The organism is Streptomyces sp. NPDC059008 (assembly GCF_042749045.1).
GTDB lineage: Bacteria > Actinomycetota > Actinomycetes > Streptomycetales > Streptomycetaceae > Streptomyces.
In genome coordinates, this window is sequence record NZ_JBHYJC010000001.1 from 241,901 (window position 1) to 265,499 (window position 23,599).

A 23,599-nucleotide genomic window follows, 5' to 3' on the forward strand; every position below is an offset into this window, starting at 1 on the left:
CCACTAACCGCGTTCGCCCCCCCCCAGCCGGCCAACGGCCACTCTTATACTTAAAGGGGGCCGGGGTTTTTTCACATTTCAACCGACGCCCGGCCCAGCCGATACCGCGTCCCGGATCACCCCCAGGTGATCAGCCGCTTCGGGCGCTCCAGCACCGCCGCGACATCCGCGAGCAGCTTGGAGCCCAGTTCACCGTCGATCAGCCGGTGGTCGAAGGACAACGCGAGCGTGGTGACCTGGCGCGCCGTCACCTTGCCCTTGTGGACCCACGGCTGGAGCTTGACCGCGCCGAAGGCGAGGATCGCCGACTCCCCCGGGTTGAGGATCGGCGTACCGGTGTCGACGCCGAAGACGCCGACGTTGGTGATGGTGACCGTGCCACCGGTCATCGCCGCCGGGGAGGTCTTGCCCTCGCGGGCGGTAGCGACCAGATCGCCGAGTTCCGCGGCGAGTTGGGGAAGCGTCTTGACCCCGGCGTCCTTGATGTTCGGGACGATCAGCCCGCGCGGTGTGGCCGCCGCGATGCCGAGGTTGACGTAGTCCTTGTAGACGATCTCCTGATTCGCCTCGTCCCAGGACGCGTTGACCTCCGGGTGGCGCTTGATGGCGACCAGGAAGGCCTTGGCGACGAGCAGCAGGGGGTTGACCCGCAGCCCCGCCATGTCCGGGTCCTGCTTCAGCTCCTGGACGAGCTTCATCGTGCGGGTCACATCGACGGTGATGAACTCCGTGACGTGCGGCGCGGTGAAGGCGCTGGTGACCATCGCCTGCGCGGTGGCCTTGCGTACGCCCTTGACCGGTACCCGCCGCTCGCGGGCGGCGGCGTCGACGATGCCGGGCTCGGCCGGGACGACCGCCGTCGGCACGGGAACCTCGGCCGGTACCGCCGGGGCCGGAGCCGGAGCGGCGGCCGCGTGCACGTCCTCGCGGGTGATGATGCCGTCCGGCCCGGTCGGTGCGACGGTCGCCAGGTCGATACCGAGGTCCTTGGCGAGCTTGCGCACCGGCGGCTTGGCCAGCGGCCGCCCGGCGGAGACCGCGGGCGCGGCCGGAGCGGCCGGAGCGGCCGGAACAGCGGGGGCGGCGGGAGCGGCCGGAGCCACCGGAGCGGCCAGCGGTGCCGGTGCGGACCGCCCGTTCAGCTCCGCCTGGAGCCCGGCGGTCGCGGCCGCCGGCTGGGCCGGCACGCCGGGCTGCGGCTTGCGGGCCCGGCGCTTGGTCGAGGACGGCGCGGCGCCGTAGCCGACCAGCACGGCCTGGCGGCCCTGCGGCTCGGCGTCCTCCTCGTCGGGCGCCGCGGCGGCCTGCGCGGCGCCGCCCGCGGCCGGCGCCTGGGCGGGTCCGGCTCCGGGGTCGGTGTCCACGGAGATGATGACGGTGCCGACGTCGACGGTGACGCCCTCGCCGAAGCGCAGCTCGTGCACCACGCCGTCGTAGGGGATGGGCAGTTCGACGGCGGCCTTGGCGGTCTCGACCTCACAGACGACCTGGCCGTCGGTGACGGTGTCGCCCGCCTGGACGTACCACTTGAGGATCTCGGCCTCGGTGAGCCCCTCGCCCACGTCGGGCATCTTGAACTCGCGGAAGCGCTGTGCGTTGGCGGTACCTGCAGTCATGGTCACGAACTCTCCTCAAACCCTCAGTACGCCAACGCGCGATCGACGGCGTCGAGCACCCGGTCCAGCCCCGGCAGGTACTCGTCCTCCAGCCGGGAGGGCGGGTACGGGGAGTGGAAGCCGCCGACCCGCAGGACCGGTGCCTCCAGGTGGTAGAAGCACCGCTCGGTGATCCGGGCGGCGATCTCCGCGCCGGAGCCGAAGAAGACCGGTGCCTCGTGGACGACGACCAGCCGGCCGGTCTTCTCCACCGACGACTGCACGGTGTCGAAGTCGATCGGGGAGAGCGAGCGCAGGTCGACCACCTCGACGGACTTGCCCTCCTCGGCCGCGACCTTGGCCACGTCCAGGCAGACCTTCACCATCGGGCCGTAGGCGGCCAGCGTGAGGTCCGAGCCGCTCTGGGCGATCCGGGCCTTGTGCAGCGGATCGGGGATCGACTCGGTGTCCAGCCGCGACTTGTCGTGGTAGCGGCGCTTGGGCTCGAAGTAGATGACCGGGTCGTCGCCGGCGATGGCCTGCTGGAGCATCCAGTAGGCATCGGAGGAGTTCGAGGGAGAGACGATCTTGAGGCCCGCGACATGCGCGAACAGCGCCTCGGGGGACTCGGAGTGGTGCTCGACCGCGCCGATTCCGCCCGCGTACGGGATGCGGATGACGACCGGCACCTTGACCTTGCCCAGCGCGCGGGCGTGCATCTTCGCGAGCTGGGTGACGATCTGGTCGTAGGCGGGGAAGACGAAGCCGTCGAACTGGATCTCGACGACCGGGCGGTAGCCGCGCAGCGCCAGGCCGATCGCGGTACCGACGATGCCGGACTCGGCGAGCGGGGTGTCGATGACCCGGTCCTCGCCGAAGTCCTTCTGCAGGCCGTCGGTGACGCGGAAGACGCCGCCGAGCTTGCCGACGTCCTCGCCCATGACGAGGACCTTGGGGTCGGCCTCCATGGAGGCGCGGAGCGATTCGTTGATCGCCTTGGCGATGGTGATCTTCTCGAAGACGGCCATGGTCAGTTCCCCTCCGCGACGGCATCGGCGTCGGCGAACGACGCCTGGTACGCGGCGAACTGCGCGCGCTCCTCATCGACGAGCGCGTGCCCGTCGGCATAGACGTTCTCGAAGATCGCCATGTGGTCCGGATCCGGCATGGCGCGTACGGCATCGCGGACCCGCTTGCCCAGGGCCTCGCTCTCCTCCTCGATCGACGCGAGGTAGGCGTCGTCGACCATGCCCTCGGCCTGCAGATACGCCTTCAGCCGGCGGATCGGGTCCTTGGCCTCCCAGGCCACCCGCTCCTCGTCGGCCCGGTATCGCGTCGGGTCGTCGGACGTGGTGTGCGCGCCCATGCGGTAGGTGAAGGCCTCGATGAGCATCGGACCCTGGCCGGTGCGGGCCCGCTCCAGCGCCGCCTTGGTCACCGCCAGACAGGCCAGTACGTCGTTGCCGTCGACCCGTACGCCGGGGAATCCGAAGCCGCGGGCGCGCTGGTAGAGCGGCACCCGGGTCTGCTTCTCGGTGGGCTCGGAAATCGCCCACTGGTTGTTCTGGCAGAAGAACACGACCGGGGCGTTGTAGACCGCGGAGAAGGTGAAGGATTCCGCGACATCTCCCTGGCTGGAGGCGCCGTCACCGAAATACGCGATGACCGCGGAATCCGCGCCGTCCTTCTGCACACCCATCGCATAGCCGGTCGCGTGCAGCGTCTGCGAACCGATGACGATGGTGTAGAGGTGGAAGTTGTTGCCGTTGGGGTCCCAGCCGCCGTGGTTGACGCCGCGGAACATGCCCAGCAGGTTCGTCGGGTCGACTCCACGGCACCACGCCACACCGTGCTCGCGGTAGGTCGGGAAGACGTAGTCGTCGTCGCGCAGCGCGCGGCCGGAGCCGATCTGGGCGGCTTCCTGGCCCAGCAGCGAGGCCCACAGACCCAGTTCGCCCTGGCGCTGGAGGGTGGTCGCCTCGGCATCGAACTTCCGCGTCAGCACCATGTCGCGGTACAAGCCGCGCAGTTCCTCGGGGGACAGGTCGATGGCGTAGTCCGGGTGCTCGACCCGCTCCCCTTCGGGGGTCAGCAGTTGTACGAGCTGATCCTGCTCCGCCTGCTCGGGCCGGCCGGTCGGGCGGGCCTTGGCCGGGGACGCCTTCTTCGCCGGCGCCGCCTTCTTGGCGGTGGTGCGCTTGCTGCTGCGGGCGTTTTTCCGCTGCGCAGTGCCTTCCACGGTCACGTGCTGCTCCTCCGTCTGTCCGGCCCCCGGGGTCCGCCGGTGGCCGTATTGCGGCTCACCCGGTATCCGATACGGCGCACGGGGTGTGTGCGATCGCGGCCGGATCCGGGTGGAACAAAGCTCCCGGAAGGTGGCCTGCTCATTGCACGTTACCCATTGTCAAAGCCGAAGTGGAAACGGCGCTGACCTGCGATTTTGCTTGGATTTCCAAGTAAATCGCGAAGGCTCGGAACAACTCCTGGTCACAGCGTTGCAGGCCGCCGGGACAACGGCACGTTATATCGGTGACCTGGAGCACGGGAAGACTTGATGTGTGAGACTGGCTCGGTGAGCGAAGACGGAAAAATCACGGTATTCCTGCTCGACGACCATGAGGTCGTCCGGCGCGGTGTCCACGAAATGCTCGCGACCGAGGCGGACATCGAGGTGGTCGGCGAGGCCGGCACCGCCGCAGACGCCCTGGTCAGGATCCCTGCGACGCGTCCCGACGTGGCCGTGCTCGATGTCCGGCTACCGGACGGGAGCGGTGTCGAGGTCTGTCGCGAGATCCGCTCGCAGAACGAGGACATCAAATGCCTGATGCTCACCTCGTTCGCTGATGACGAGGCCCTTTTCGATGCGATCATGGCCGGTGCGGCCGGTTATGTCCTCAAGGCCATTCGGGGCAATGAGCTGCTCTCCGCGGTACGCGACGTGGCGGCCGGCAAGTCGCTGCTCGACCCCGTGGCCACCGCCCGCGTCCTGGAGCGGCTGCGCGACGGCAGCGCCGCCAAGGGCGACGACAGGCTGGCGAACCTCACCGAACAGGAGCGCAGGATCCTCGACCTGATCGGCGAGGGGCTGACCAACCGCGCGATCGGCGAGCGGCTCCACCTCGCCGAGAAGACGATCAAGAACTATGTCTCCAGCCTGCTGTCCAAGCTCGGCATGGAGCGCCGCTCCCAGGCTGCCGCCTATGTCGCGCGGAGGCAGGCGGAGCGGCACTGACCCGGCGGGGGCGCCCGGCAGCACCCCGCCCGGCTCATGGCGTTTCGGGACCATCGTCCCGTTTCCTCGGGCTGCTGGGCCCTACTGGCCGGCCCGGCCCGAACGGCAAGGTGGTGACATGCCCACCGACAACTTCCGTGCCGTCGAGCTGCTGGGCCGCACCCCCTACGGGCGGGTCTCGGCCAGTCGGCGGGCGCTGCCCTTCACCACCGTCACCCGGCATCTCGTCCTCGACGACGGACGCCTGATGCTGCGGCTGCACCGCGGCTACGACTACCACCAGGCGCTGGACGGCAGCGTGGTCGCGTACGAGGCCGACAACATCAACAGCGGTGCGCCGGACACCTGGTCGGTCCAGTTCACCGGCACCGCCCGGGTCGTCGACCCCACCCCCGCCGAACGCGCGCTCTTCGGCCCCACGCCCCGGCTGGCCGACGGCGTGCCCTTCAACCCGGTCTTCCTGCGCATCGAGCCGGAGTTCGTCACCCTGCACCACCTCACCGATGTGCCCGCCTTCCGGCACGCGCACTCTGCGTAAGGCTTTCCCGCACAGCCACTCAGACGGGTGCACTTGATCTAACATCTGGCGCGTGCTGCGCTCATCTGTAGTCCGGCCGGCGGCGACGCCCGCCAGAGACACCCTCGGATCCCTGCTCCGCCACTACACCGGCGCCGGCGCGCCGCTGTCCTGCGAGCCCGTCGCCGAAGGCCTGCTCAACCACGGCTACTTCCTCGCCACCACCGGCGGCCGCTACTTCCTCAAGCACCACCTCGACGGCGACCAGGCCGCCATCAACCGCCAGCACCGCGCCACCCGCCGGCTCGCCGCGCTCGGCCTGCCGGTCGCCCCGCCCGTCGCCGACGCGGACGGCCGCACGGTCACCGTCCTCGACGGCCGCTGCTACGCCCTGCACCCCTGGGTCGAGGGCCGGCACCTCGACGGCGCCGCGCTGACCTGCGGCCAGTCCCGCCGGCTCGGCGCCCTGCTCGGGCTCGTCCACACCGCGCTGGAGCAGGTCATGGCGGACGAACCGCACCCCGCGCGGCCACCCTGCGCGGACGCCGGTGCCGACCCCGCGCGGACCTTCGAGATGATCGACGAACTACTGGCCCTGGCCCGCGGCGCCCGCCCGCGCACCAGCTTCGACGAACTCGCCGAGCACCGCCTGCTGGAACGCCGGGCGCTGCTGGAGCGGCAGGCGCACCGCCGCCCGGCCCCCGGCGCAGAGCCCGCCGCCGGCTGGGTGCACGGCGACTTCCACCCGCTCAATGTGCTCTACCGCGGCCCGGAACCGACCGCGATCGTCGACTGGGACCGGCTGAGCGTGCAGCCGCGCGCCGAGGAGGCGGTACGCGCCGCCGCGATCTTCTTCGTCCGTCCCTGCGGCACGCTGGACCTGGCCAAGGTCGCGGCGTACGCGGGCGCCTACCGCAGCGCCTGCGGGGCCGACGCCGACGAGCTGGCCGCGGCCGTCCACCGGGTGTGGTGGGAGCGGCTGAACGACTTCTGGATGCTCACCTGGCGCTACCAGCTCGGCGACCGCCGCACCGACCCGCAGTTCCCGGCGGCGGCCGCACTGGCCGTGTGGTGGACCCGCGAATACCGCGCCGTACGGGACGCGTTCACCCGCTGAGGCGGGCGAGCGGGCAGGTCAGCCGGTCGTACCGAGCGTGGTGCCGCTGTCCGTGCCGCTGCCGGTGGTGGTCCCGCTGTCCGTGCCGGTGGTCGTCCCGCCGTCGGTGGTGCCACCGTCCGCGGTGCCGCCGTCGGTGGTGCCACCGTCCGCGGTGCCGCCGTCGGTCGTCCCGCCGGTGGTGTCGGTGGGCGGCTCGGTCGTGGGCTCCTCGGTCGTCGGCGGCGCCGTGGTGGGCTCCTCGGTCGTCGGAGCCGTGGTCGGCTCCTCCGTCTCCGGCTGGGTGTACGTACCGCCGTCGCCGCCGATGCCACCGGGCTCGGTCTGCGGGGTGGTCGGCTCGTCCGTCGGCGGCTCGGTCGTCTCCTCGTCCTTCGACGGCGACGGCGACTGCGTGGTGGGGGTGTTGTGCTTGGTGTCCGGCTCCTTGGTGTTCTGCAGCGCGAAGGCCACGCCCACCGCGATGGCGATCACCGCGAGCGCCGCGATCAGCCAGACCTTGCCGCGGCCGCCCTTGGCCGGCCGGTGCCCGCCCTCGAACCCGCCGTCGTCCTCGCGCATACGGGACGACAGGATCGGCTGGGCCGTGGTCTGCCCGGCGTCGGGGTGCGGCAGCGCGGTGGTGGCGGCGTTGCCCAGGGACGGGGTGTGACCGCCCTCGTGCAGCGCGACCGGGCCGGTGTTCCAGGTGCCGGTGTGCCCGCCCTGCTCCTGCAGCATCTGCAGCGAGTACTGGACCAGGCCGCGCATCTCCTCGGCGGTCTGGAACCGGTCGTCGGGGTCCTTGGCCAGCGAGCGCATGACCAGGCCGTCCAGCTCCGGCGGCACCGCGTCGGCCACCTCGGAGGCCGGCACCGGCATGTCCTGAACGTGCTGGTAGACCACCGAAAGCGGGGTCTCGCCGGTGAACGGCGGCCGCAGCGTGAGGAGTTCGTAGAGCAGACAGCCGGTGGCGTAGAGGTCGGAGCGGGTGTCGACGGTCTTGCCGAGGGCCTGCTCCGGGGAGAGGTACTGGGGCGTACCCATGACCATGCCGGTCTGGGTCATCGTGGACTGGGCGCCGTGCAGGGCGCGGGCGATGCCGAAGTCCATGACCTTCACGGCGCCGCTGTTCGTGATGATCACGTTGGCGGGCTTGATGTCACGGTGCACGATGCCGTGCTGGTGGCTGTAGGCCAGCGCCTCCAGCACCCCGGAGACGATGATCAGCGCCTGGTCCGGCGGCGGGGCGTCGGCGTTGAGCAGCAGATCGCGGATGGTGCGGCCCTCGACCAGCTCCATCACGATGTACGGCACGGTGTTGCCGCCGACCAGGTCCTCGCCGGAGTCGTAGACCGCCACCACCGCGTGGTGGTTCAGCCCGGCCACGGACTGTGCCTCACGCGTGAAGCGGGCCTTGGACACCGGGTCCTCTGCGAGGTCGGCACGCAGCAGCTTGACGGCGACGGTCCGGCCGAGACGTACGTCCTCGGCCGCGAACACCTCCGCCATGCCACCGCGGCCCAGCCGTCCCGTGAGCCGGTAGCGGCCGTCGCCGACCAGCCCGCCGTTGCCCCACATCTCCGGTGCGTCGGGGATATTGGAGCCGGTGGCCTCAGGATCGGACGGGCCCTGGGGGCTCTGCGTCGGTGCCATCGGTCCTCGCCGTCGAATCGATCCGCATGAGAGCGGTAAGGTCATCGGTCTTCGCTAGAGCACGCTACAGGCTCCGCGGCACCCGCCGGTCCGCCGTTGACCGGCCATCAAACCCGCCGAATGCCTGAAATCGCAAGTTCACCCGAGGTCACCAAGGGTGCAAACGTCTCACCGCCGTGACGGGATCTTGCACATCTGGTCACGGAACGGGCACACGGCTTGACGTGTCCGAGGCCTGGGGCAGACTTGGCTGCGGAATTCCAGATTTTGATCGCTACACGTGCGGGTAGTGGGCCGTGCGCCTAGGGGGAAGCGAAACGATGAGCCAGGACGGCGCTCAGGGCCAATTCGAGGGCCGTTCGGTCGGCGGAGGACGTTACCAGCTTCGTGATCTTCTCGGGGCCGGCGGCATGGCATCCGTGCACCTCGCACACGACACGGTGCTCGACCGCGACGTCGCGATCAAGACCCTGCACACCGAACTCGGTCGCGAGCAGGCCTTCCGCGAGCGCTTCCGCCGCGAGGCGCAGTCCGTGGCGAAGCTCACGCACACCAATATCGTCTCGGTCTTCGACTCCGGCGAGGACGAGCTCGACGGCGGCATGGTGCCGTACATCGTCATGGAGTACGTCGCGGGCCAGCCGCTGCGCTCCGATCTGGACTCCGACATCGCCCAGCATGGCGCGATGCCGACGGAAAAAGCCCTGAAGATCACGGCCGATGTGCTGGCGGCGCTCGAGGTCAGCCACGAGATGGGCCTGGTCCACCGCGACATCAAGCCCGGCAACGTGATGCTGAACAAGCGGGGCGTCGTCAAGGTCATGGACTTCGGCATCGCCCGCGCCATGCAGTCCGGCGTGACGTCCATGACGCAGACCGGCATGGTCGTCGGCACCCCGCAGTACCTCTCGCCCGAGCAGGCGCTGGGCCGCGGTGTGGACGCCCGCTCCGACCTCTACTCCGTCGGCATCATGCTCTTCGAGCTGCTGACCGGCCAGCTGCCGTTCGACGCGGACTCCCCGCTGGCCATCGCCTACGCCCATGTCCAGGAAGAGCCGCCGGTCCCGTCGAGCATCAACCGCTCGCTGCCGCCGGCCGTGGACGCCCTGGTCGCGCGGGCTCTGAAGAAGAACCCCAACGAACGCTTCCCCACCGCCGAGGCGATGCGGGACGAGTGCCTGCGGATCGCCGGGTCCGGGCAGTCCGGCGCGACGCCGCTGATCATCGGCGAGGGCCCGCGGGCGCGCACCAGCGGCTCATCGGTGTCCTCCGCGGTGTTCCCCACGGCGTCCGGCAATCCCCAGACCCCGGTGCCGCCGAGCGTCCAGCAGCCCTACCAGCCGACGCAGGCGGCCGGCTTCGGGCCGTCGACGCCCCCGCCGGTGCCGAACAACGCCTACCCGACCCCGGCGCCCGGCCCCGCCCCGGCGCCGTTCAACGCCGGCGGCTTCCAGGCCCCGCCGCCCTACACCCCGCCGCCCGTGACGGCCTCGATGCCGACGGCCGGCAACCCCGCCAACCGGAAGAACAACACCCCGGTGATCGTGGTCTCGGCGATCGTCGGTGTGATCGTGGTCACCGCGATAGCGATCGGCATCGGTCTGAGCGCCGGCTCCAGCGACGACAACGGCGGTGACTCCCCGACGTCGACCTACACGCCGTACTCCTACACCCCGTCGCCCAGCGAGAGCATCCGGCCCGAGGACAAGACGGCGACGATCCTGACGTCCCAGTGCACCAGCCCGACCAAGAGCTACTCGGACAAGAACAAGATCCTCGTCCCGTCGTTCCGCTTCAAGAACCTGGACTCGGTGAAGAAGTGCATCGAGGCCGCGGGCTGGAAGTGGAAGATCGTCGGGCAGGAGGACAGCTCGATCTGGGGCAAGAACACCGTCACGCAGCAGAAGCCGGACGCCATCAGCTGGTGGTACCCCAGCAAGAACGACACCATCGAGCTGACCATCTCGACCGGTCGCAGCGGCTGACGCCGCGGGGCTCACGGCCCACGGACAGACCGAAGGGGCCGGCACGCGGACTGCGTGCCGGCCCCTTCGGCCGTTGATCAGAGGTACGGGCCCGAGCGGGCGCCGCCGTGACCGGGCTTGCCGTCATCGCCCTCCAGGGGCGCGACACCGGGCGGCAGCGCACGGCGCATCTGCTCCAGCTGGGCACGGGCCGCCATCTGCTGAGCGAACAGCGCGGTCTGAATACCGTGGAAGAGGCCCTCCAGCCAACCCACCAGCTGAGCCTGGGCGATGCGCAGCTCCGCCTCCGTCGGCACCGACTCGTCGGTGAACGGCAGCGACAGCCGCTCCAGCTCCTCGACCAGCTCGGGCGCCAGCCCGTCCTCCAGCTCCTTGACCGAGCTGGCGTGGATCTCCTTGAGCCGGACCCGGCTGGCCTCGTCCAGAGGAGCGGACTTCACCTCCTCCAGCAGCTGCTTGATCATGCTGCCGATGCGCATGACCTTCGCAGGCTGTTCGACCATGTCCGTCACCGGGACCTCGCGGGGCTCCTCGCCGTCGGAGCCGGCAGCGCCGAGGGCCATGCCGTCCGGGCCGACAACCAGGACGTGTGGGTTCTCCTGCGACCGTTCGTTCATCGGCATATCCATGCCGCCATTCTCTCGTACGGAGGCTTATGAACGGTGGTGCCCCCGGCAGAAGATGATCCACCGCACCGAACGATTCCGGCAGCCGCTGTTTCACGTGAAACCACGGATTTCTCGCCGTTTCACGTGAAACGTTCCGAAGGAGCGCTCTGTTTCACGTGAAACGGAGCAAGATCAGCGCCGGCGCAGGCGCAGGGCGAGAAAGGCCAGGCCCAGACCGGTCAGCGCAAGGCCGGCGCCCATCGGGAGAACCCGCTCGACCGGTGCCTGCGGGGCCTCCAGCGCGTACGGGCTCGCCGTCGCGGCCGACTCGTCATCCGTGCTCCCCGGCATGGGAGTCCCGCTCCGCCCGGCGGTCGGCTGGGGATGCGGCGAGAACGCCTCGTATCGGCGCTCGCTCGGCCGCTCCGGGGCCTTGTGCCGCGGGGGCGAGGGCCGGGCCGAGGGGGAGCCGGCACGGGGTTCGGACGCCGCACGCGTACGGCGCTTCGGCGGCGGGGCGTGCCGGCCGCGGCGGGCGTGCGCACGGTCGCTGCTCCGCGGGCCCGCCGGTCGGGCGGACCGGGGGCCGCGGGTGCGCGGGGACTCCTCGTCGCCGCGGAAGGGGACGAAGCGCGGCAGGTCCGGTACCGCGAAACCGGGCCCGAACGAGTGAGGGAGGTGGTGGCGCCACCGTCCGTACCCGAAGTGATGGTGCGACGGCAGGTGCGGGATGGCCGCCAGGAAGTCCGGCAGACGGGGGAAGTCGTCCGGCAGCCCGGGAAGGCGGATCGCAACCCCGGGGTGGCCGGCGTGGCCACGGCTCGCTCCGTTTCTCCCGTGGGACGGCGAGAGATCGCTCAGGCGGTCGCCAGGCCCGAAATCGTCGGGTCCAAAGTCCTCGGGGTCGAGCATTTCGGGTACGTAGTCGTCGGACAGATCGCCCGGGTGGGCGAGCTTCGGGGGGCGGTCGGCCGGTGTGGCCTGCCGTTCCGAGGCCGCCGCGGGTGTGGTCCCCGCCGGGACGGGCAGGACGACGGCGGCAACCAACAGACCGGTGGCGATGCGCGATCGGAAACCTGGAGCGACCACAGTGCCCCTCCCGTGCCGAGCCGTCGGGTGACCTGCCCAGCGTCACATGTGATCAGATTCACGGCATCTCGAGACGTCGGCGGGGGGGGAGCCGCCGCCGTGCGGGAGGGGCGGGCGCAGGCGGCGGGCGGCGACGGCTCAGACCGTCAGCACGACCTTCCCCACGTGCACGCTCGCGTCCACGACGCGGTGCGCCTCGGCGGCCTCCGCCATCGGAAGCGTCCGGTCCACGATCGCGCGGACCTGGCCGTTGCCGATCAGCGGCCAGACATGCTCACGCACGGCGGCGACGATGGCCGCCTTCTCGTTCAGCGGGCGGGCCCGCAATCCGGCGCCGGTGATCGCGGCGCGCTTGGCCATCAGTGCGGCGAGATTCAGCTCCGCCTTCACCCCGCCCTGCAGCCCGATGATCGCCAGTCGTCCGCTGACGGCCAGTGCCTTGACGTTCCGCTGCAGATACTTCGCGCCGATGATGTCGAGGATGACGTCCGCGCCCTTGCCGTCGGTGGCCTTGCGGATCTCCTGGACGAAGTCCTGCTCGTGGTAGTCGATGAGGATGTCCGCGCCCAGCTCGGCACAGCGGGCGAGCTTCTCGGGGCCGCCGGCGGTGACCGCGACCCGCGCGCCGACGGCCTTGGCGAGCTGGATCGCCATCGTGCCGATGCCGCTGGCGCCGCCATGGACCAGCAGCGTCTCACCGGGCCGCAGGTGGGCGATCATGAAGACGTTCGACCAGACCGTGCAGGTCACCTCGGGCAGCGCGGCGGCGGTGACCAGGTCCAGGCCGGTCGGCAGCGGCAGCACCTGGCCGGCCGGGACGGCGACCTTCTCCGCGTAGCCGCCGCCCGCCAGCAGCGCGCACACCTCGTCGCCGACGGCCCAGCCGTGCACGCCGGGGCCGATCGCGACGATCCGCCCCGAGCACTCCAGCCCGGGGTACGGGGAGGAGCCGGGTGGCGGGTCGTAGAAGCCCTGACGCTGCAGCAGATCGGCGCGGTTCACGGCGCTGGCCGCGACCTCGATCAGGACCTCGCCCTCGGCGGGCAGCGGATCGGGCACTTCCGCCCAGACAAGTGCTTCGGGGCCACCGGGCTCCGGGATAGTGATCGCTCGCATGGGCGCGAGGCTACTCGCCGTCCGCGCGCGGAGCGACGGTGCGGGGGCCGCAGGCAACGGCAGGGGCTGCCTGTCACCCGCTCACGGAGTCCGGTTATTCATCCGCCCGGCGCATCGGGGAGACGCCGGTGCCGGGGAGCGTCGGCTTCCTGGTCTGCTTGCCGGGAAGGTCCGGCTCCTCCGTCGGCGCCGCGCGGACGATGGTGATCAGACGGTCCGTGCTCTGCAGCGGGCTGGCCTCCGGATCGTCGTATCCCAGGAGCCGGTGGCCGCGCAGCACGGACACGACGAGGTCGTCGGTCTCCCGTACCGACTTGCCTACCTCGGCCTTCACCACGGGGCGTTCGACCAGGTCCAGGCCGCTGCCCTGCTGGATCAGGTCCTCCATGACGGTGCCCGCGCTGGGGCTGTGGACGGACAGGCCCAGCAGCCGGCCGGCCGCGCTGGCCGAGGTGATCACGGCGTCGGCGCCGGACTGGCGCAGCAGCGGGGCGTTCTCCTCCTCCCGCACCGCCGCGACGATGTTGGCCGTCTTGTTGAGCTGACGCGCGGTCAAGGACACCAGCACGGCGGTGTCATCGCGCTGGGTGGCGATGACGACCTGGTGCGCGCGCTGGATCTCGGCCCGCATCAGCACATCGCTGCGCGTCGCGTCGCCGACCACCCCGGCGAAGCCCTCGGCCACCGCCGCCTCGATCACCTTGGAGCTGGGGTCGACGATGACGATGCGGTCGCGGCTCAGCCCCGTCGCACGCAGGGTCTGCACGGCGGAGCGGCCCTTGGTCCCGAAGCCGACGATGACGGTGTGGTCGCGCAAGGCGTTTCTCCAGCGTTTTGACGACAGCAACCTGAGTCCATGGACAACGAGTGCGTGCAGCAGGCCCGTTGGGGCGATCGCGAGGGCCAGGGCCGGGCCTGCCACGTGCGTCCGTCCGTCGAGGTCGACGAGGCGCCCACCACTCCTGGGAACGACGCTACCGACATCACGGAGCGACGTCCGCCTTCCGCCCCATGACCGGGCCGGGCATCAAGGACCGCGACACCCCCTGACCGGGACCTGAAGAAGGGCTTGATCCCCGAGGATGGCGGTATGCCTTACGCACGGATGTCTCCAGCACAGGCCGGACCAGGGGGGCCGATCGCATGAGGGAAGAGCAGCGGCCGCCCCGCAGGCCCGGAAAGGTCTCCATCCTCGGCTCGCTGTGGTCACGTTCACGCACCCAGAACGGGGAGGACGCCGAGGACGGCCGGTCCGTCGTCATGCCCGTACAAGGCGTGCGGCCGCCACTTCAACAAGTGCTGCGCCGGCTCGTCATGGCCCTTGTGGTGTTGGCGCTCACGACGTTCATCGTGTGGATCGATCGCGCCGGGTACCACGACAACGCCGGCGGGACCGTCGGTCTCCTCGACTCGGCGTACTACGCGACAGTGACCCTGTCGACCACGGGTTACGGGGACATCACCCCGGTCAGCGACGCTGCGCGGCTGACCAACATCTTCGTCATCACGCCGCTGCGCGTCCTGTTCCTGATCATCTTGGTCGGTACGACGCTGGAGGTGCTCACCGAGCGCACCCGGCAACAGGTACGGGTGCATCGGTGGCGCTCCCGCATGCAGGAGCACATCGTGGTCGTCGGGTACGGGACGAAGGGCCGCCACGCCGCCCAAAGCCTGCTCGGCCAGGGCGTCTCGAAGCAGAAGATCGTCGTGGTCGACCCCCAGAAGCAGACGGTGGACGCCGCGAGCAATGACGGGCTCGTGGGCGTCGTTGGTGATGCGACGCGTTCCGACACCCTGCGCAGGGCCGAACTGCACCGGGCGTCGAAAGTGGTCGTCGCCACCCACCGGGACGAGACCGCCGCCCTGGTGACGCTCACCGCGCGCCAGCTCAACAAGCGCGCCTCCATCGTGGTGGCGATCCGGGAGGACGAGAACATCCCGCTGCTGAAACAGAGCGGTGCCGACGCCGTCATCACGAGTTCCAGCTCCGCGGGCCGGCTGCTCGGGGTGGCAGTGGCCAGCCCCAGCGCCGGCGCGGTCCTGGAACGCCTCATGACCTACGGCAGCGACCTGGACCTCACCGAACGCCCCGTGTCAGCGGCCGAGGCGGGGAAGTCCGCCCGCGCATGCAGTGACCTGGTCGTGGCCGTCGTACGCGGGGGCAAGGTGCTGGACTACACCGAGCCGGAAGCCGCGAAGCTCCAGCTCACGGACCGGCTCATCACCATTCAGCGGGCCCCGGCCGGGGATCGCGCGGACTGAGTCCCCTGTGCGGCCCGAGGCGACTGCCGCCCCGGCGAAGGGAGGGAGCAGACCTCTTGGAGTCCCTGGCGTTCCGTCGCCCTCGGCGTCACCAAGAGGTCCTGCCCCGTTCGGTCGTTCAGTTCTCCGCGTCCGCGGTCACGCTCTTGTACACAGGGGTGTTGCCCTTCCAGGCCATGGCGATGAAATTGATGCCCCGGCCCTCCTTCATCTCACTGTCGAAGTAGCAAGCCGTCCAGCCCGCGGCCTTGCCGAGGTCGTTCCTGCACTCGAAGACGGTTTGCGTGTTGCCGCGGTACAGGGCGCGCATGTAGATGCTCATTCCGTCGGACGCCGTGTCCTTGACCCAGAAGTAGTCACCGGCCGGGTCGAAACACACTTCACCGTGCTTCTTCGCGCCGCCGCCCGAGTTGACCGAAACGCAGACGACCTTGTCGCTCGGCTTCGGCCCCGCACCGCCGACGCGCATGGCGTTCTTGACGTGCCAGCCGCCCCCTTGGATGCGGGCTTCTCCTGTGTGCCGCACCGTGGCCGCGGAGGCGGAGGGAGCGGAGGCAGCCGTCTTCGTCGCTGTCGGCGACGAAGGCTGGGTGCTGTCGGCATGGGCCGTGCCGGCCAGGCCGCCCAGTCCCAGCATGGCGGCGGCGGCAGCTGTAGTGGTACGTCGGAAATGCACGAGAATCCCCCAGGTCATGGATGTTGCTTCGGCTGACTGATCCCTCGGCTGCCCGCCCAGCTCGGCAGGCAGCCCGCGTCGTCAAGGTCCCGGGCCGCAGCGTTGATCGGCGCCCCACCTGCAAGGATTCCGGTGCCAGACCTGGAAGTCGTTAGCACTCAGACAACAATCGCTTAGCTATGCGTCTACTCCAGGAACTCGGGCGCCTGTCGACGATGGTCCCGGGGCGGCAGTCCGTATGCGGTACGGAAGGCGCGGGTGAAGTCGGCCGCGCGGGGGAAGCCCCAGCGGGTGGCGATGGCGTGGATGGGGACGGCGTGGAGCGCCGGGTCGGCGAGGTCGCGGCGGGCGGCCTCCAGGCGCAGGCGACGGATCCACGCGGCGACTGTGGTGTCTTCGTCCCGGAAAAGACAGTGCAGATAGCTGGTGGAGATGTAGTGCGCGGCGGCGATCGTGGTTGGGGTGAGCTGCGGGTCGTGCAGGTGCTCGCGGATGAACGACTTGATGCGCAAGGTGAGCATCCGCTGGTGGGTCTCCGGCGGGAGGAAATCCGCGGCTTCGAGCGTGTGGGCGAAGAGCGCGGCGACCAGATCGGTCACGACCGTGCCCAGCCGGGGCCCATCGGAGGGCTGGTAAGCGGCGGTGTCCGCGGTCAGCTGGGTGAGGAACTGCGCCAAGAGCGCCCCCATCCCCTCCTGGGCCGACACCGGCGCCCCGACCACCCGGGCAGCCATGTCACGCGGCAACGGCAGCAGGGCCTTGGGAACCTCCACCGCCACCGTCGCGACCCCGGTGCTGTGGATCTCACTCGGCAGCGAGGTGGAGGTGATGAACAGGTCCTGCGACTTGTACGCGGTTTCCCGGTGCCGCCACACACCTGCCCCGGTCCCGCTCAGGACCAGCGACAAACTGTACGTCTCGGGATCGGACTGCCGGATCATCTTCGGCATACGCCGGAAGACCTGCGGCGCGAAAGCAGCAGACCAGACAGTGACGGCACCGAGATCCAACACACGCTGAGAAGCCCGGAAATCGTCAGCGCAGTCACTGCGCAGCTCCATCGGCGCATGAGAACGACCCAACAACTCGACCCAGTAGTCGAACCGGTCCGCCGCAGGAACGTCTTCACTCCGGAACACCATCTCGTCCAACAACTGTCGTTCACCGTCCCTGAAACCGCTGGTCGAAGCCTCTCCTTCAGTGACGGGTGTCCTGGACACCACAGTTCCGCTCCGCGACGGCCGGGGCCGACGTGGCACCCGGCCACACCGGACCCGCCCTGCGGCGCCCTGCCTCCTCCTGGCCGGGGTGCCGACAACCGCGGAGCACCTCGCGCGCCGTGCCGTCGTGGGACGGCAGCTTCACGCGGTGCCTCCCGTGGGTTCCTGCGGGGCCCCGGGGTCGGTCCGGTCCGTTGTCGAGTCGGCCGACCAGTCCGTCGACCAGTCCGCCGACCAGGGAAGTTCCAGTAGTTCGAGTTCGCTGCCGGGCTCCGCGCCACCGGGTGGGACGACGGCCAGCGCCTCGGCGGCGGCGATCCCGCGCAGCATGGCGGGGCCGTGGAAACGCAGCGGCTCCACCAGCAGGCCCCGGTGCGCGTCGTCACGGTAGACGACCGGAACGAGGCGGGTGTCCCGCGGATGCCCCTGGACGGCGGTGCTCACCGGCGCACGGTACGTGGCCGCCGGGCGGCGGCCGGAGAGCGTCCGCAGCAGCGGCTCGGCGAGCGTGCACAGACCGGAGACGGCGGCGAGGGGGTTGCCGGGCAGGCCGACGAGGTGCCGCCGCGGGGCGAGCCGGGCGAGCAGCATGGGGTGGCCGGGGCGCACCGCCACGCCGTCCACCAGCAGCTCTGCGCCCAGGTGGCGCAGCGTGGGGTGCAGATGATCGACCGGGCCGGACGCGGTGCCGCCGGTGGTGATCACCACATCGGCGGTGGACTCGGCGATGGCCGCGTACAGCGTGTCGGCGTCGTCGGCGAGATGGCGTGGCGCGGCCGCCTCGACGCCCAGCGCACGCAGCCAGGGGGCGAGCATCGGGCCGAGCGCGTCCCGGATCCGGCCCTCCCGGGGCAGTCCGCTCTCCAGCAACTCATCACCCAGGACGAGCACTTCGGCCCGGGGCCGGGGGTAGGTGGTCAGCTCGTCGTAGCCGGCGGCTGCGGCCAGGCCGAGGACGGCGGGGGTCACCAGGGCCCCGGCGGGCAGGAGTTGGTCGCCGCGGCGGCACTCCTGGCCTCGGGGGCGGATGTCCTGGCCGGGCGGCGCGGGCCGGGGCGCGTACAGCCGCAGCCCGCCGTCGCCCAGCCGGCGGACCTCGCCGTGCTCGCTGCGCAGCACCGCGGTGGCGCCGGCCGGGATGCGCGCGCCGGTCGCGATCGGGATCGCATGGCCGTCGGGAAGCGCCTCGACGGGGGCGTGACCTGCGAGGATGCCGTGATGCAGGCCGGTTGTGGCCTCGTCGGCGGGCTGGTCGACACGCCAGGGCCCGGGGCCGGAGACCGCCCAGCCGTCCATCGCCGAGGTGTCGAACGACGGCAGATCGGTGAGCGCGGCCAGCGGCGCGGCGAGCGTACGGCCCAGTGCGGCGCCGAGCGCCGTCGTGGTGGCCGGGGGCGGGCCGGACACGGCGTGCGCCGCGGTCCGGCGGGCGGTGTCCCAGGGCAGGTCGCCCGGCGTACGACGGGGTGACGGCTCCTTTGGGCCGGCCGGGCCGCAGTGGTGGTCTGCGCCGGTGCCGCGGCCCTCGGCGGCGGATGCGCGGGCGTCGTCGGGCGGGGTGCCCGCGCCGCCGCCGGTGGCCCCTGCGTTCGCCACCCCCGCCGCGCGGGCGCCGTTGACCAGCGCGAGCGCGTCGTCGAACGGGTCGCCGGGCCCGGCGCCGGCCTGCGCGCGCAGCACGCCGCCGGGCTCCGCGCCGCCCTCCACGTCGGTCATTCGGCGGGCTTCGCTTCGCTCCCCGTGGCGCCGCCGGACCCGGCAGCGCCTCCGGACGCCTCGGTCTCCGCCGCCCAGCGGCCGGCCAGCGCGGCGGCCCGGTCGGACAGCTCCTGCACATCCCGGCCCTGCTGCCCCGCCGCATAGCCGATCAGGAAGGTCGTCAGCGGCGCGGCCGGGCGGGCCACGCCGTGTGCGGCGTCCCGAGCCAGGTCGAGAAGCGCCGCCGTGTCGACATCGAGCTCGATGCCCAGTTCGGCCTTGACTGCGGTGATCCATTCGTCCAACACGTGTCCATGCTCCCTGATGCGGGCGCGTGCCGCGCTGACGTCTTCCCAGGTGTCGCAGTCGAAGGAGGCCGTGGACGTGGCGTCGGGGACCCGCGCCAGCGCCAGCCGGCCGAGCACGGCGCGCAGCGGCAGACCGGCCAGGGTGCCGTGCTCGGCCCGTACCCGCGCCAACTCGCGGCGCAACGACGCGGCCCGGTAGGCGGCCACCAGCGGCTGGTCCCGGCCGATGGTGTCCTGGAGCATCGCGCCGTCAGGGGGCGTGACGGCGCCGTCGGGCACGCCGCCGGCCGCCGTGCGCGTCGCCGCTGCCAGGAGGCCGCGTACGGTCGCGGCGGTCAGGAACGGCAGATCGGCGGAGAGGACGAGCACCGTCGGGGCGGTGGTGTGCCGCAGGCCGGCGTCCAGCGCGGCGAGCGGGCCGCCGCCCGGGGGGTCCTCCAGGGCCCGGACCACGGCGCGGGCTGTGGGGCGGCCGGGGCCGACGACGACCGTGATCGCCGCATCGGGGCAGGCGGCGATCACCCGGTCCAGGAGGGGGCGGCCGCCGACGGACAGGGCGGGTTTGTCCGCCCCGCCGAGCCGCCGGGCCGCGCCTCCGGCCAGGACGATGGCGTCGTGGTCGGTGTGGTCGCTCACCCCCTGAGTATCGCCAAGGGGCGCCGCGACCACACCGGTGTCGTACGTCTCACGGCTGTCGGCTCCGCCGCGGCGGCCCCGGCCGTCCCGCCCTCGCCGCCGCTGTCCGGACCGTGGGTCACAGCCCCCGCAGCAGCACGGCGGGCTGCTCGACGCAGTCGGCCACGAATCGCAGGAAGCCGCCGGCCGTGCCGCCGTCGCACACCCGGTGATCGAAGGTGAGCGAGAGCTGGACGACCTTCCGGACGGCCAACTCGCCTTCGTGCACCCAGGGTTTGTCGGCTATCCGGCCGATGCCGAGCATCGCCGCCTCCGGGTGGTTGATGATCGGCGTGGAGCCGTCGACGCCGAAGACGCCGTAGTTGTTGAGGGTGAACGTGCCGTGCGTCAGCTCGGCCAGGGTCAGCCCTCCGGACCTGGCCGTTTCCGTGAGCCGGGCGATCTCGGCGGACAGCTCCTCGACCGTACGGGCCTGGGCGTCCCGCACGACCGGCACCACCAGACCGCGGTCGGTCTGCGCCGCGAAGCCCAGATGGACCGCGGGCAGCCGGACGATCTCCTGGGTCTTGGTGTCGACGGTGGCGTTGAGCTGGGGGAACCGTGCGAGCGCGGCCGTGGTGATCCGGGCCAGCAGGGCGAGCAGCGACACCTTGGGAACGCCCGGAACGTTCATCGCCCTGCGGGCGGTGAGGAGTTCGGTGGCATCGGCGTCCACCCAGCAGGTGGCCTCCGGGATCTCCCGGCGGCTGCGGCTGAACTTCTCGGCGGCCGCACCGAGCATCCCCCGCAACGGGATCCGCTCCTCGCCGGCCGTGGCGGGCCCGGTGGCCCTCGCGCCCGCCGTCACGCCCGTCGCCTCGGCAGCGGCCGTCTCCCGCGCCCGGATCGCGCACTCGACGTCGGTACGGAGAATCAGGCCGTCCCGCCCGGATCCCGTCACCTCCCGCAGATCCACGCCGTTCTCCCGCGCCATCCGGCGCACCAGCGGAGAGATGACAGCCACCGAGCCGCTCCCGGCATCCACCGCACCGGCCCCGGCCGGGCCGTGCGCACCGGCGCCCCCGACTCCCCCGGCTTGCCCGGCCGTCTGCCCGCCGGACGCCTCCGCCCCGGCCGCGGCCTCTCGCGGCGGCTGCGGCACTCCGGCCGCGGGGCCCGCCGTGCCGCTCGGCCGGATGCGGCGCCGCCGCGCCGCCGCCGCGCTCGTGCCGTATCCGACGAGCACGTTCCCCGACCCGGCATCCGCCGGATCCGCCGGGGAGGCACCGGCCCCGTCCGCGGGCACACCGGAAGCCGGTGGCGCCTCCTTGGGGCCGCTGCCCGCCAGATCGTCCGGCACCGCGCCCACCGCGACCGTCACCAGCGCCGCGCCCACCGGGACTTCGGCGCCCTCCTCGCCGAAGCGGGCGGTCACCACGCCGCCGTACGGGCAGGGCACCTCCACCATCGCCTTGGCGGTCTCGACCTCCACCACCGGCTGGTCGATGGCCACCACCTCACCGACCTCGACCAGCCATTGCACGATCGTCGCCTCGGTGAGGCCCTCCCCCAGGTCGGGCAGGGTGAATTCGCGGACCACGGCCATCACTCACCACGTCCCTCGGTCCACTCCGACTCCCACTGGAGGCGGGCGACGGTGTCCAGAATCCGGTCCACGCCCGGCAGGTGATGCCGCTCCAGCATCGGCGGCGGATAGGGGATGTCGAAGCCGGCGACGCGCAGCACCGGCGCCTCCAGGTGGTGGAAGCAGCGTTCGGTGATCCGTGCGGCGATCTCCCCTCCGGGACCGCCGAACCCGTTGGACTCATGGACGATCACGGCCCGTCCGGTGCGCCGCACCGACGCGCAGACCGTGTCGTCGTCGAACGGCATCAGCGAGCGCAGATCGACCACTTCCAGGTCCCAGCCCTCGGCGCGCGCGGCCTCGGCGGCTTCCAGGCAGACCGGGAGCGACGGGCCGTAGGTGATCAGTGTGGCGCTGCTGCCGCGGCGCCGGACCTCGGCCCGTCCCAGCGGGGCGACCGGGGCGGGGGCGTCGGGCGACCAGTCGGCCTTGGACCAGTAGAGCCGCTTGGGCTCCAGGAAGACGACCGGGTCGTCGGAGGCGATGGCGGCGCGCAGCAGCCCGTAGGCGTCCTCGACGGTCGCCGGGGTGACGACCTGGAGTCCGGGGGTGGCGAGGTAGTACGCCTCGGAGGAGTCGCTGTGGTGCTCGACGCCGCCGATCCCGCCGCCGTAGGGGACGCGGATGGTCAGCGGCATCGGCAGCGCGCCGCGGGTGCGGTTGCGCATCCGGGCGACATGGCTGATCAGCTGCTCGAACGCCGGGTAGGCGAACGCGTCGAACTGCATCTCGACGACCGGCCGCAGGCCGTACATCGCCATGCCGACGGCGGTGCCCAGGATGCCGGCCTCGGCGAGCGCGGTGTCCGTGCAGCGGTCCTCGCCGAACTCCTTGGCCAGGCCGTCGGTGACCCGGAAGACCCCGCCCAGAGTGCCGACGTCCTCGCCCATGACATGGACGGACGGGTCCTCGGCCATGGCGTCGTGCAGCGCGCGGGTCAGCGCCTGCGCCATGGTGGCGGGCTTGCGCGCGGTCGCCGGAGCGGTGGTGGTCATGGCCTGGCCTCCTTGGCGGACCCTTCGGTGCCCGCTGCGTCCTCGGTTTCTCCGGCGGCCTCGGCATCCAGCTCGGCACGCAACTGTGCCGCCTGCGCGCGCAGTTGGCTGGTCTGCTCGGCGAATACGTGGTGGAACAGGTCCATCGGGTCCAGCTCCGGGTCGGCGTTCATCCCGTCGCGCAGGTCGGCCGCCATCTGCTCGGCGCTCTCCCGGGTGGTGCCGACGAAGGCGTCGGTCAGCAGATCGCGGGCCGCCAACTCGTGCTCCAGAAGGGCTATCGGGTCGTGCGCCTTCCAGGTCTCGACCTCGGCGTCGGTGCGGTAGCGGGTGGCGTCGTCGGCGTTGGTGTGGGCCTCGATGCGGTAGGTGACGGCCTCGACCAGGGTGGGGCCGCCGCCCCGGCGGGCGCGCTCCACGGCCTCGGTGAGCACCTCGTGCATCGCGGGCGCGTCGTTGCCGTCGACCAGGCGGCCCGGCATGCCGTATCCGACCGCCTTGTGGGCGAGCGACGGCGCGGCGGTCTGCTTGGCGAGCGGCACGGAGATCGCGAAGCCGTTGTTCTGGACGAGGAAGACGACCGGCGCCTGCCAGATCGCCGCGAAGTTCAGCGCCTCGTGGAAGTCGCCCTCACTCGTACCGCCGTCGCCGACCATCGCCAGTGCCACCACGTCGTCGCCCTTGAGGCGGGCGGCGTGCGCCAGGCCGACGGCGTGCGGGAGCTGGGTGGCCAGGGGGGTGCACAGCGGGGCGATGCGGTGTTCATGCGGGTCGTAGCCGTTGTGCCAGTCGCCGCGCAGCAGGGTGAGCGCCTGTACGGGGTCCAGGCCGCGGGCCACCGCCGCCAGGGTGTCGCGGTAGCTGGGGAAGAGCCAGTCGCGGTCTTCGAGCGCCAGCGCCGCGGCGACCTCGCAGGCCTCCTGTCCGGTGGAGGACGGGTAGACCGCCAGGCGTCCCTGCCGGGTCAGGGCCGTGGCCTGGGCGTTGTAGCGGCGGCCGCGGACCAGCTGGGCGTACAGCCGGGTGAGAAGTCCGGAGTCGAGCCGGGCGGCCGCGTCCGTCCCCAGGACGCGGTACGGCTCCTCGTCGGGCAGGAGGGGCGCGGGATCGACGCGTGGGCGCCAGGCGGGCGGCGGGCCGGCCAGGCTGCTTTTGTTCCTGCTGCTGCCGGGCTGCTCGAGGACCGTCATGTCGAGCACCTCCTCGGATCGAAGGGGTGGCGCGATGCGCCTCATGTGGGTGGTGGGCGGACGGCTGATGGGCAGGATGGAACTGGTCGGGGCGGG

The 23,599-nt window shown here is 71.6% G+C and carries 19 protein-coding genes and 1 pseudogene; 5 read left to right on the forward strand and 15 right to left on the reverse strand.

Translation table 11 applies throughout. From position 1 onward, the window contains the following. Positions 1 to 116: 116 nt before the first annotated feature. Genes ACFWZH_RS01100 through pdhA (ACFWZH_RS01110) form a run of 3 tightly spaced genes read right to left on the reverse strand, consistent with a single transcriptional unit; the run spans position 117 to position 3,840 of the window. Positions 117 to 1,616, reverse strand: a complete 1,500-nt coding sequence (locus ACFWZH_RS01100) for a dihydrolipoamide acetyltransferase family protein (protein WP_384424166.1) — start codon at positions 1,614 to 1,616, stop codon at positions 117 to 119. A 23-nt stretch (positions 1,617 to 1,639) separates the two neighbouring features. Beyond that, positions 1,640 to 2,623 (reverse strand): alpha-ketoacid dehydrogenase subunit beta, encoded by a 984-nt coding sequence (locus tag ACFWZH_RS01105; protein ID WP_384424167.1) that lies wholly within the window; start codon positions 2,621 to 2,623, stop codon positions 1,640 to 1,642. 2 nt (positions 2,624 to 2,625) lie between these two features. Beyond that, a complete protein-coding gene (pdhA, locus tag ACFWZH_RS01110) occupies positions 2,626 to 3,840 on the reverse strand; it encodes a pyruvate dehydrogenase (acetyl-transferring) E1 component subunit alpha (RefSeq protein ID WP_384424168.1) in 1,215 nt (404 codons plus the stop codon). Positions 3,841 to 4,167: 327 nt separating this feature from the next. Here pdhA (ACFWZH_RS01110) and ACFWZH_RS01115 point away from each other — a divergent pair, with 327 nt between their 5' ends. The 3 genes from ACFWZH_RS01115 (at position 4,168) to ACFWZH_RS01125 (ending at position 6,461) form a co-directional block, all read left to right on the forward strand. Continuing rightward, positions 4,168 to 4,827: a response regulator gene (locus tag ACFWZH_RS01115; protein WP_384424169.1), complete on the forward strand. Its 660-nt coding sequence runs from the start codon at positions 4,168 to 4,170 to the stop codon at positions 4,825 to 4,827. Positions 4,828 to 4,945: 118 nt separating this feature from the next. Continuing rightward, entirely contained in the window at positions 4,946 to 5,365 is a 420-nt protein-coding gene (locus tag ACFWZH_RS01120; RefSeq protein ID WP_384424170.1) for a pyridoxamine 5'-phosphate oxidase family protein, read from the forward strand. A 52-nt stretch (positions 5,366 to 5,417) separates the two neighbouring features. Beyond that, entirely contained in the window at positions 5,418 to 6,461 is a 1,044-nt protein-coding gene (locus ACFWZH_RS01125) for a phosphotransferase (protein WP_384424171.1), read from the forward strand. A gap of 18 nt (positions 6,462 to 6,479) precedes the next feature. On the opposite strand, the gene ACFWZH_RS01130 is transcribed toward ACFWZH_RS01125, so the two are convergent. Next, on the reverse strand, positions 6,480 to 8,096 hold the full coding sequence (locus ACFWZH_RS01130; RefSeq protein WP_384424172.1) for a protein kinase: 1,617 nt from the start codon (positions 8,094 to 8,096) through the stop codon (positions 6,480 to 6,482). A 320-nt stretch (positions 8,097 to 8,416) separates the two neighbouring features. On the opposite strand from ACFWZH_RS01130, the gene ACFWZH_RS01135 reads away from it, so the two are divergent. Then, positions 8,417 to 10,081, forward strand: a complete 1,665-nt coding sequence (locus tag ACFWZH_RS01135) for a protein kinase (protein WP_384424173.1) — start codon at positions 8,417 to 8,419, stop codon at positions 10,079 to 10,081. Between the two features lie 77 nt (positions 10,082 to 10,158). Here ACFWZH_RS01135 and ACFWZH_RS01140 read toward each other — a convergent pair whose 3' ends face one another. From ACFWZH_RS01140 to ACFWZH_RS01155, 4 genes and pseudogenes are all read right to left on the reverse strand, one after another. Beyond that, positions 10,159 to 10,710, reverse strand: coding sequence for a bacterial proteasome activator family protein (locus ACFWZH_RS01140; RefSeq protein ID WP_384424174.1), 552 nt, complete (start codon positions 10,708 to 10,710; stop codon positions 10,159 to 10,161). A 171-nt stretch (positions 10,711 to 10,881) separates the two neighbouring features. Continuing rightward, positions 10,882 to 11,778, reverse strand: a complete 897-nt coding sequence (locus ACFWZH_RS01145; RefSeq protein WP_384424175.1) for a hypothetical protein — start codon at positions 11,776 to 11,778, stop codon at positions 10,882 to 10,884. Between the two features lie 138 nt (positions 11,779 to 11,916). Then, positions 11,917 to 12,894 (reverse strand): NAD(P)H-quinone oxidoreductase, encoded by a 978-nt coding sequence (locus tag ACFWZH_RS01150; protein WP_384424176.1) that lies wholly within the window; start codon positions 12,892 to 12,894, stop codon positions 11,917 to 11,919. Between the two features lie 94 nt (positions 12,895 to 12,988). Beyond that, positions 12,989 to 13,729 (reverse strand): annotated as a pseudogene (locus ACFWZH_RS01155) (potassium channel family protein); the annotation flags it as partial. 425 nt (positions 13,730 to 14,154) lie between these two features. On the opposite strand from ACFWZH_RS01155, the gene ACFWZH_RS01160 reads away from it, so the two are divergent. Continuing rightward, a complete protein-coding gene (locus ACFWZH_RS01160) occupies positions 14,155 to 15,156 on the forward strand; it encodes a potassium channel family protein (RefSeq protein WP_384424614.1) in 1,002 nt (333 codons plus the stop codon). Between the two features lie 118 nt (positions 15,157 to 15,274). Here ACFWZH_RS01160 and ACFWZH_RS01165 read toward each other — a convergent pair whose 3' ends face one another. The 7 genes from ACFWZH_RS01165 to pdhA (ACFWZH_RS01195) all read right to left on the reverse strand — a co-directional run bounded on the left by ACFWZH_RS01165 (position 15,275) and on the right by pdhA (ACFWZH_RS01195) (position 23,503). Beyond that, complete coding sequence (locus tag ACFWZH_RS01165) at positions 15,275 to 15,850, reverse strand: hypothetical protein (RefSeq protein ID WP_384424177.1); 576 nt, start codon at positions 15,848 to 15,850, stop codon at positions 15,275 to 15,277. A 167-nt stretch (positions 15,851 to 16,017) separates the two neighbouring features. Beyond that, positions 16,018 to 16,974 carry a helix-turn-helix domain-containing protein gene (locus tag ACFWZH_RS01170; protein WP_384424616.1) on the reverse strand — a complete coding sequence of 319 codons (957 nt, stop codon included), beginning with the start codon at positions 16,972 to 16,974 and terminating at the stop codon, positions 16,018 to 16,020. A gap of 219 nt (positions 16,975 to 17,193) precedes the next feature. Then, the gene (locus tag ACFWZH_RS01175) at positions 17,194 to 18,768 is read right to left on the reverse strand and encodes a molybdopterin molybdotransferase MoeA (protein WP_384424178.1); all 1,575 of its coding nucleotides are present in this window, start codon (positions 18,766 to 18,768) and stop codon (positions 17,194 to 17,196) included. Further along, positions 18,765 to 19,694, reverse strand: a complete 930-nt coding sequence (locus ACFWZH_RS01180; RefSeq protein ID WP_384424179.1) for a DUF6457 domain-containing protein — start codon at positions 19,692 to 19,694, stop codon at positions 18,765 to 18,767. Before ACFWZH_RS01180 ends, ACFWZH_RS01175 begins: the two co-directional genes overlap by 4 nt. Before the next feature lie 118 nt (positions 19,695 to 19,812). Then, positions 19,813 to 21,279: a dihydrolipoamide acetyltransferase family protein gene (locus ACFWZH_RS01185; protein ID WP_384424180.1), complete on the reverse strand. Its 1,467-nt coding sequence runs from the start codon at positions 21,277 to 21,279 to the stop codon at positions 19,813 to 19,815. Further along, entirely contained in the window at positions 21,279 to 22,313 is a 1,035-nt protein-coding gene (locus ACFWZH_RS01190) for an alpha-ketoacid dehydrogenase subunit beta (RefSeq protein ID WP_384424181.1), read from the reverse strand. Before ACFWZH_RS01190 ends, ACFWZH_RS01185 begins: the two co-directional genes overlap by 1 nt. After that, positions 22,310 to 23,503, reverse strand: coding sequence for a pyruvate dehydrogenase (acetyl-transferring) E1 component subunit alpha (gene pdhA / locus ACFWZH_RS01195; protein ID WP_384424182.1), 1,194 nt, complete (start codon positions 23,501 to 23,503; stop codon positions 22,310 to 22,312). Before pdhA (ACFWZH_RS01195) ends, ACFWZH_RS01190 begins: the two co-directional genes overlap by 4 nt. Positions 23,504 to 23,599: the final 96 nt, after the last annotated feature.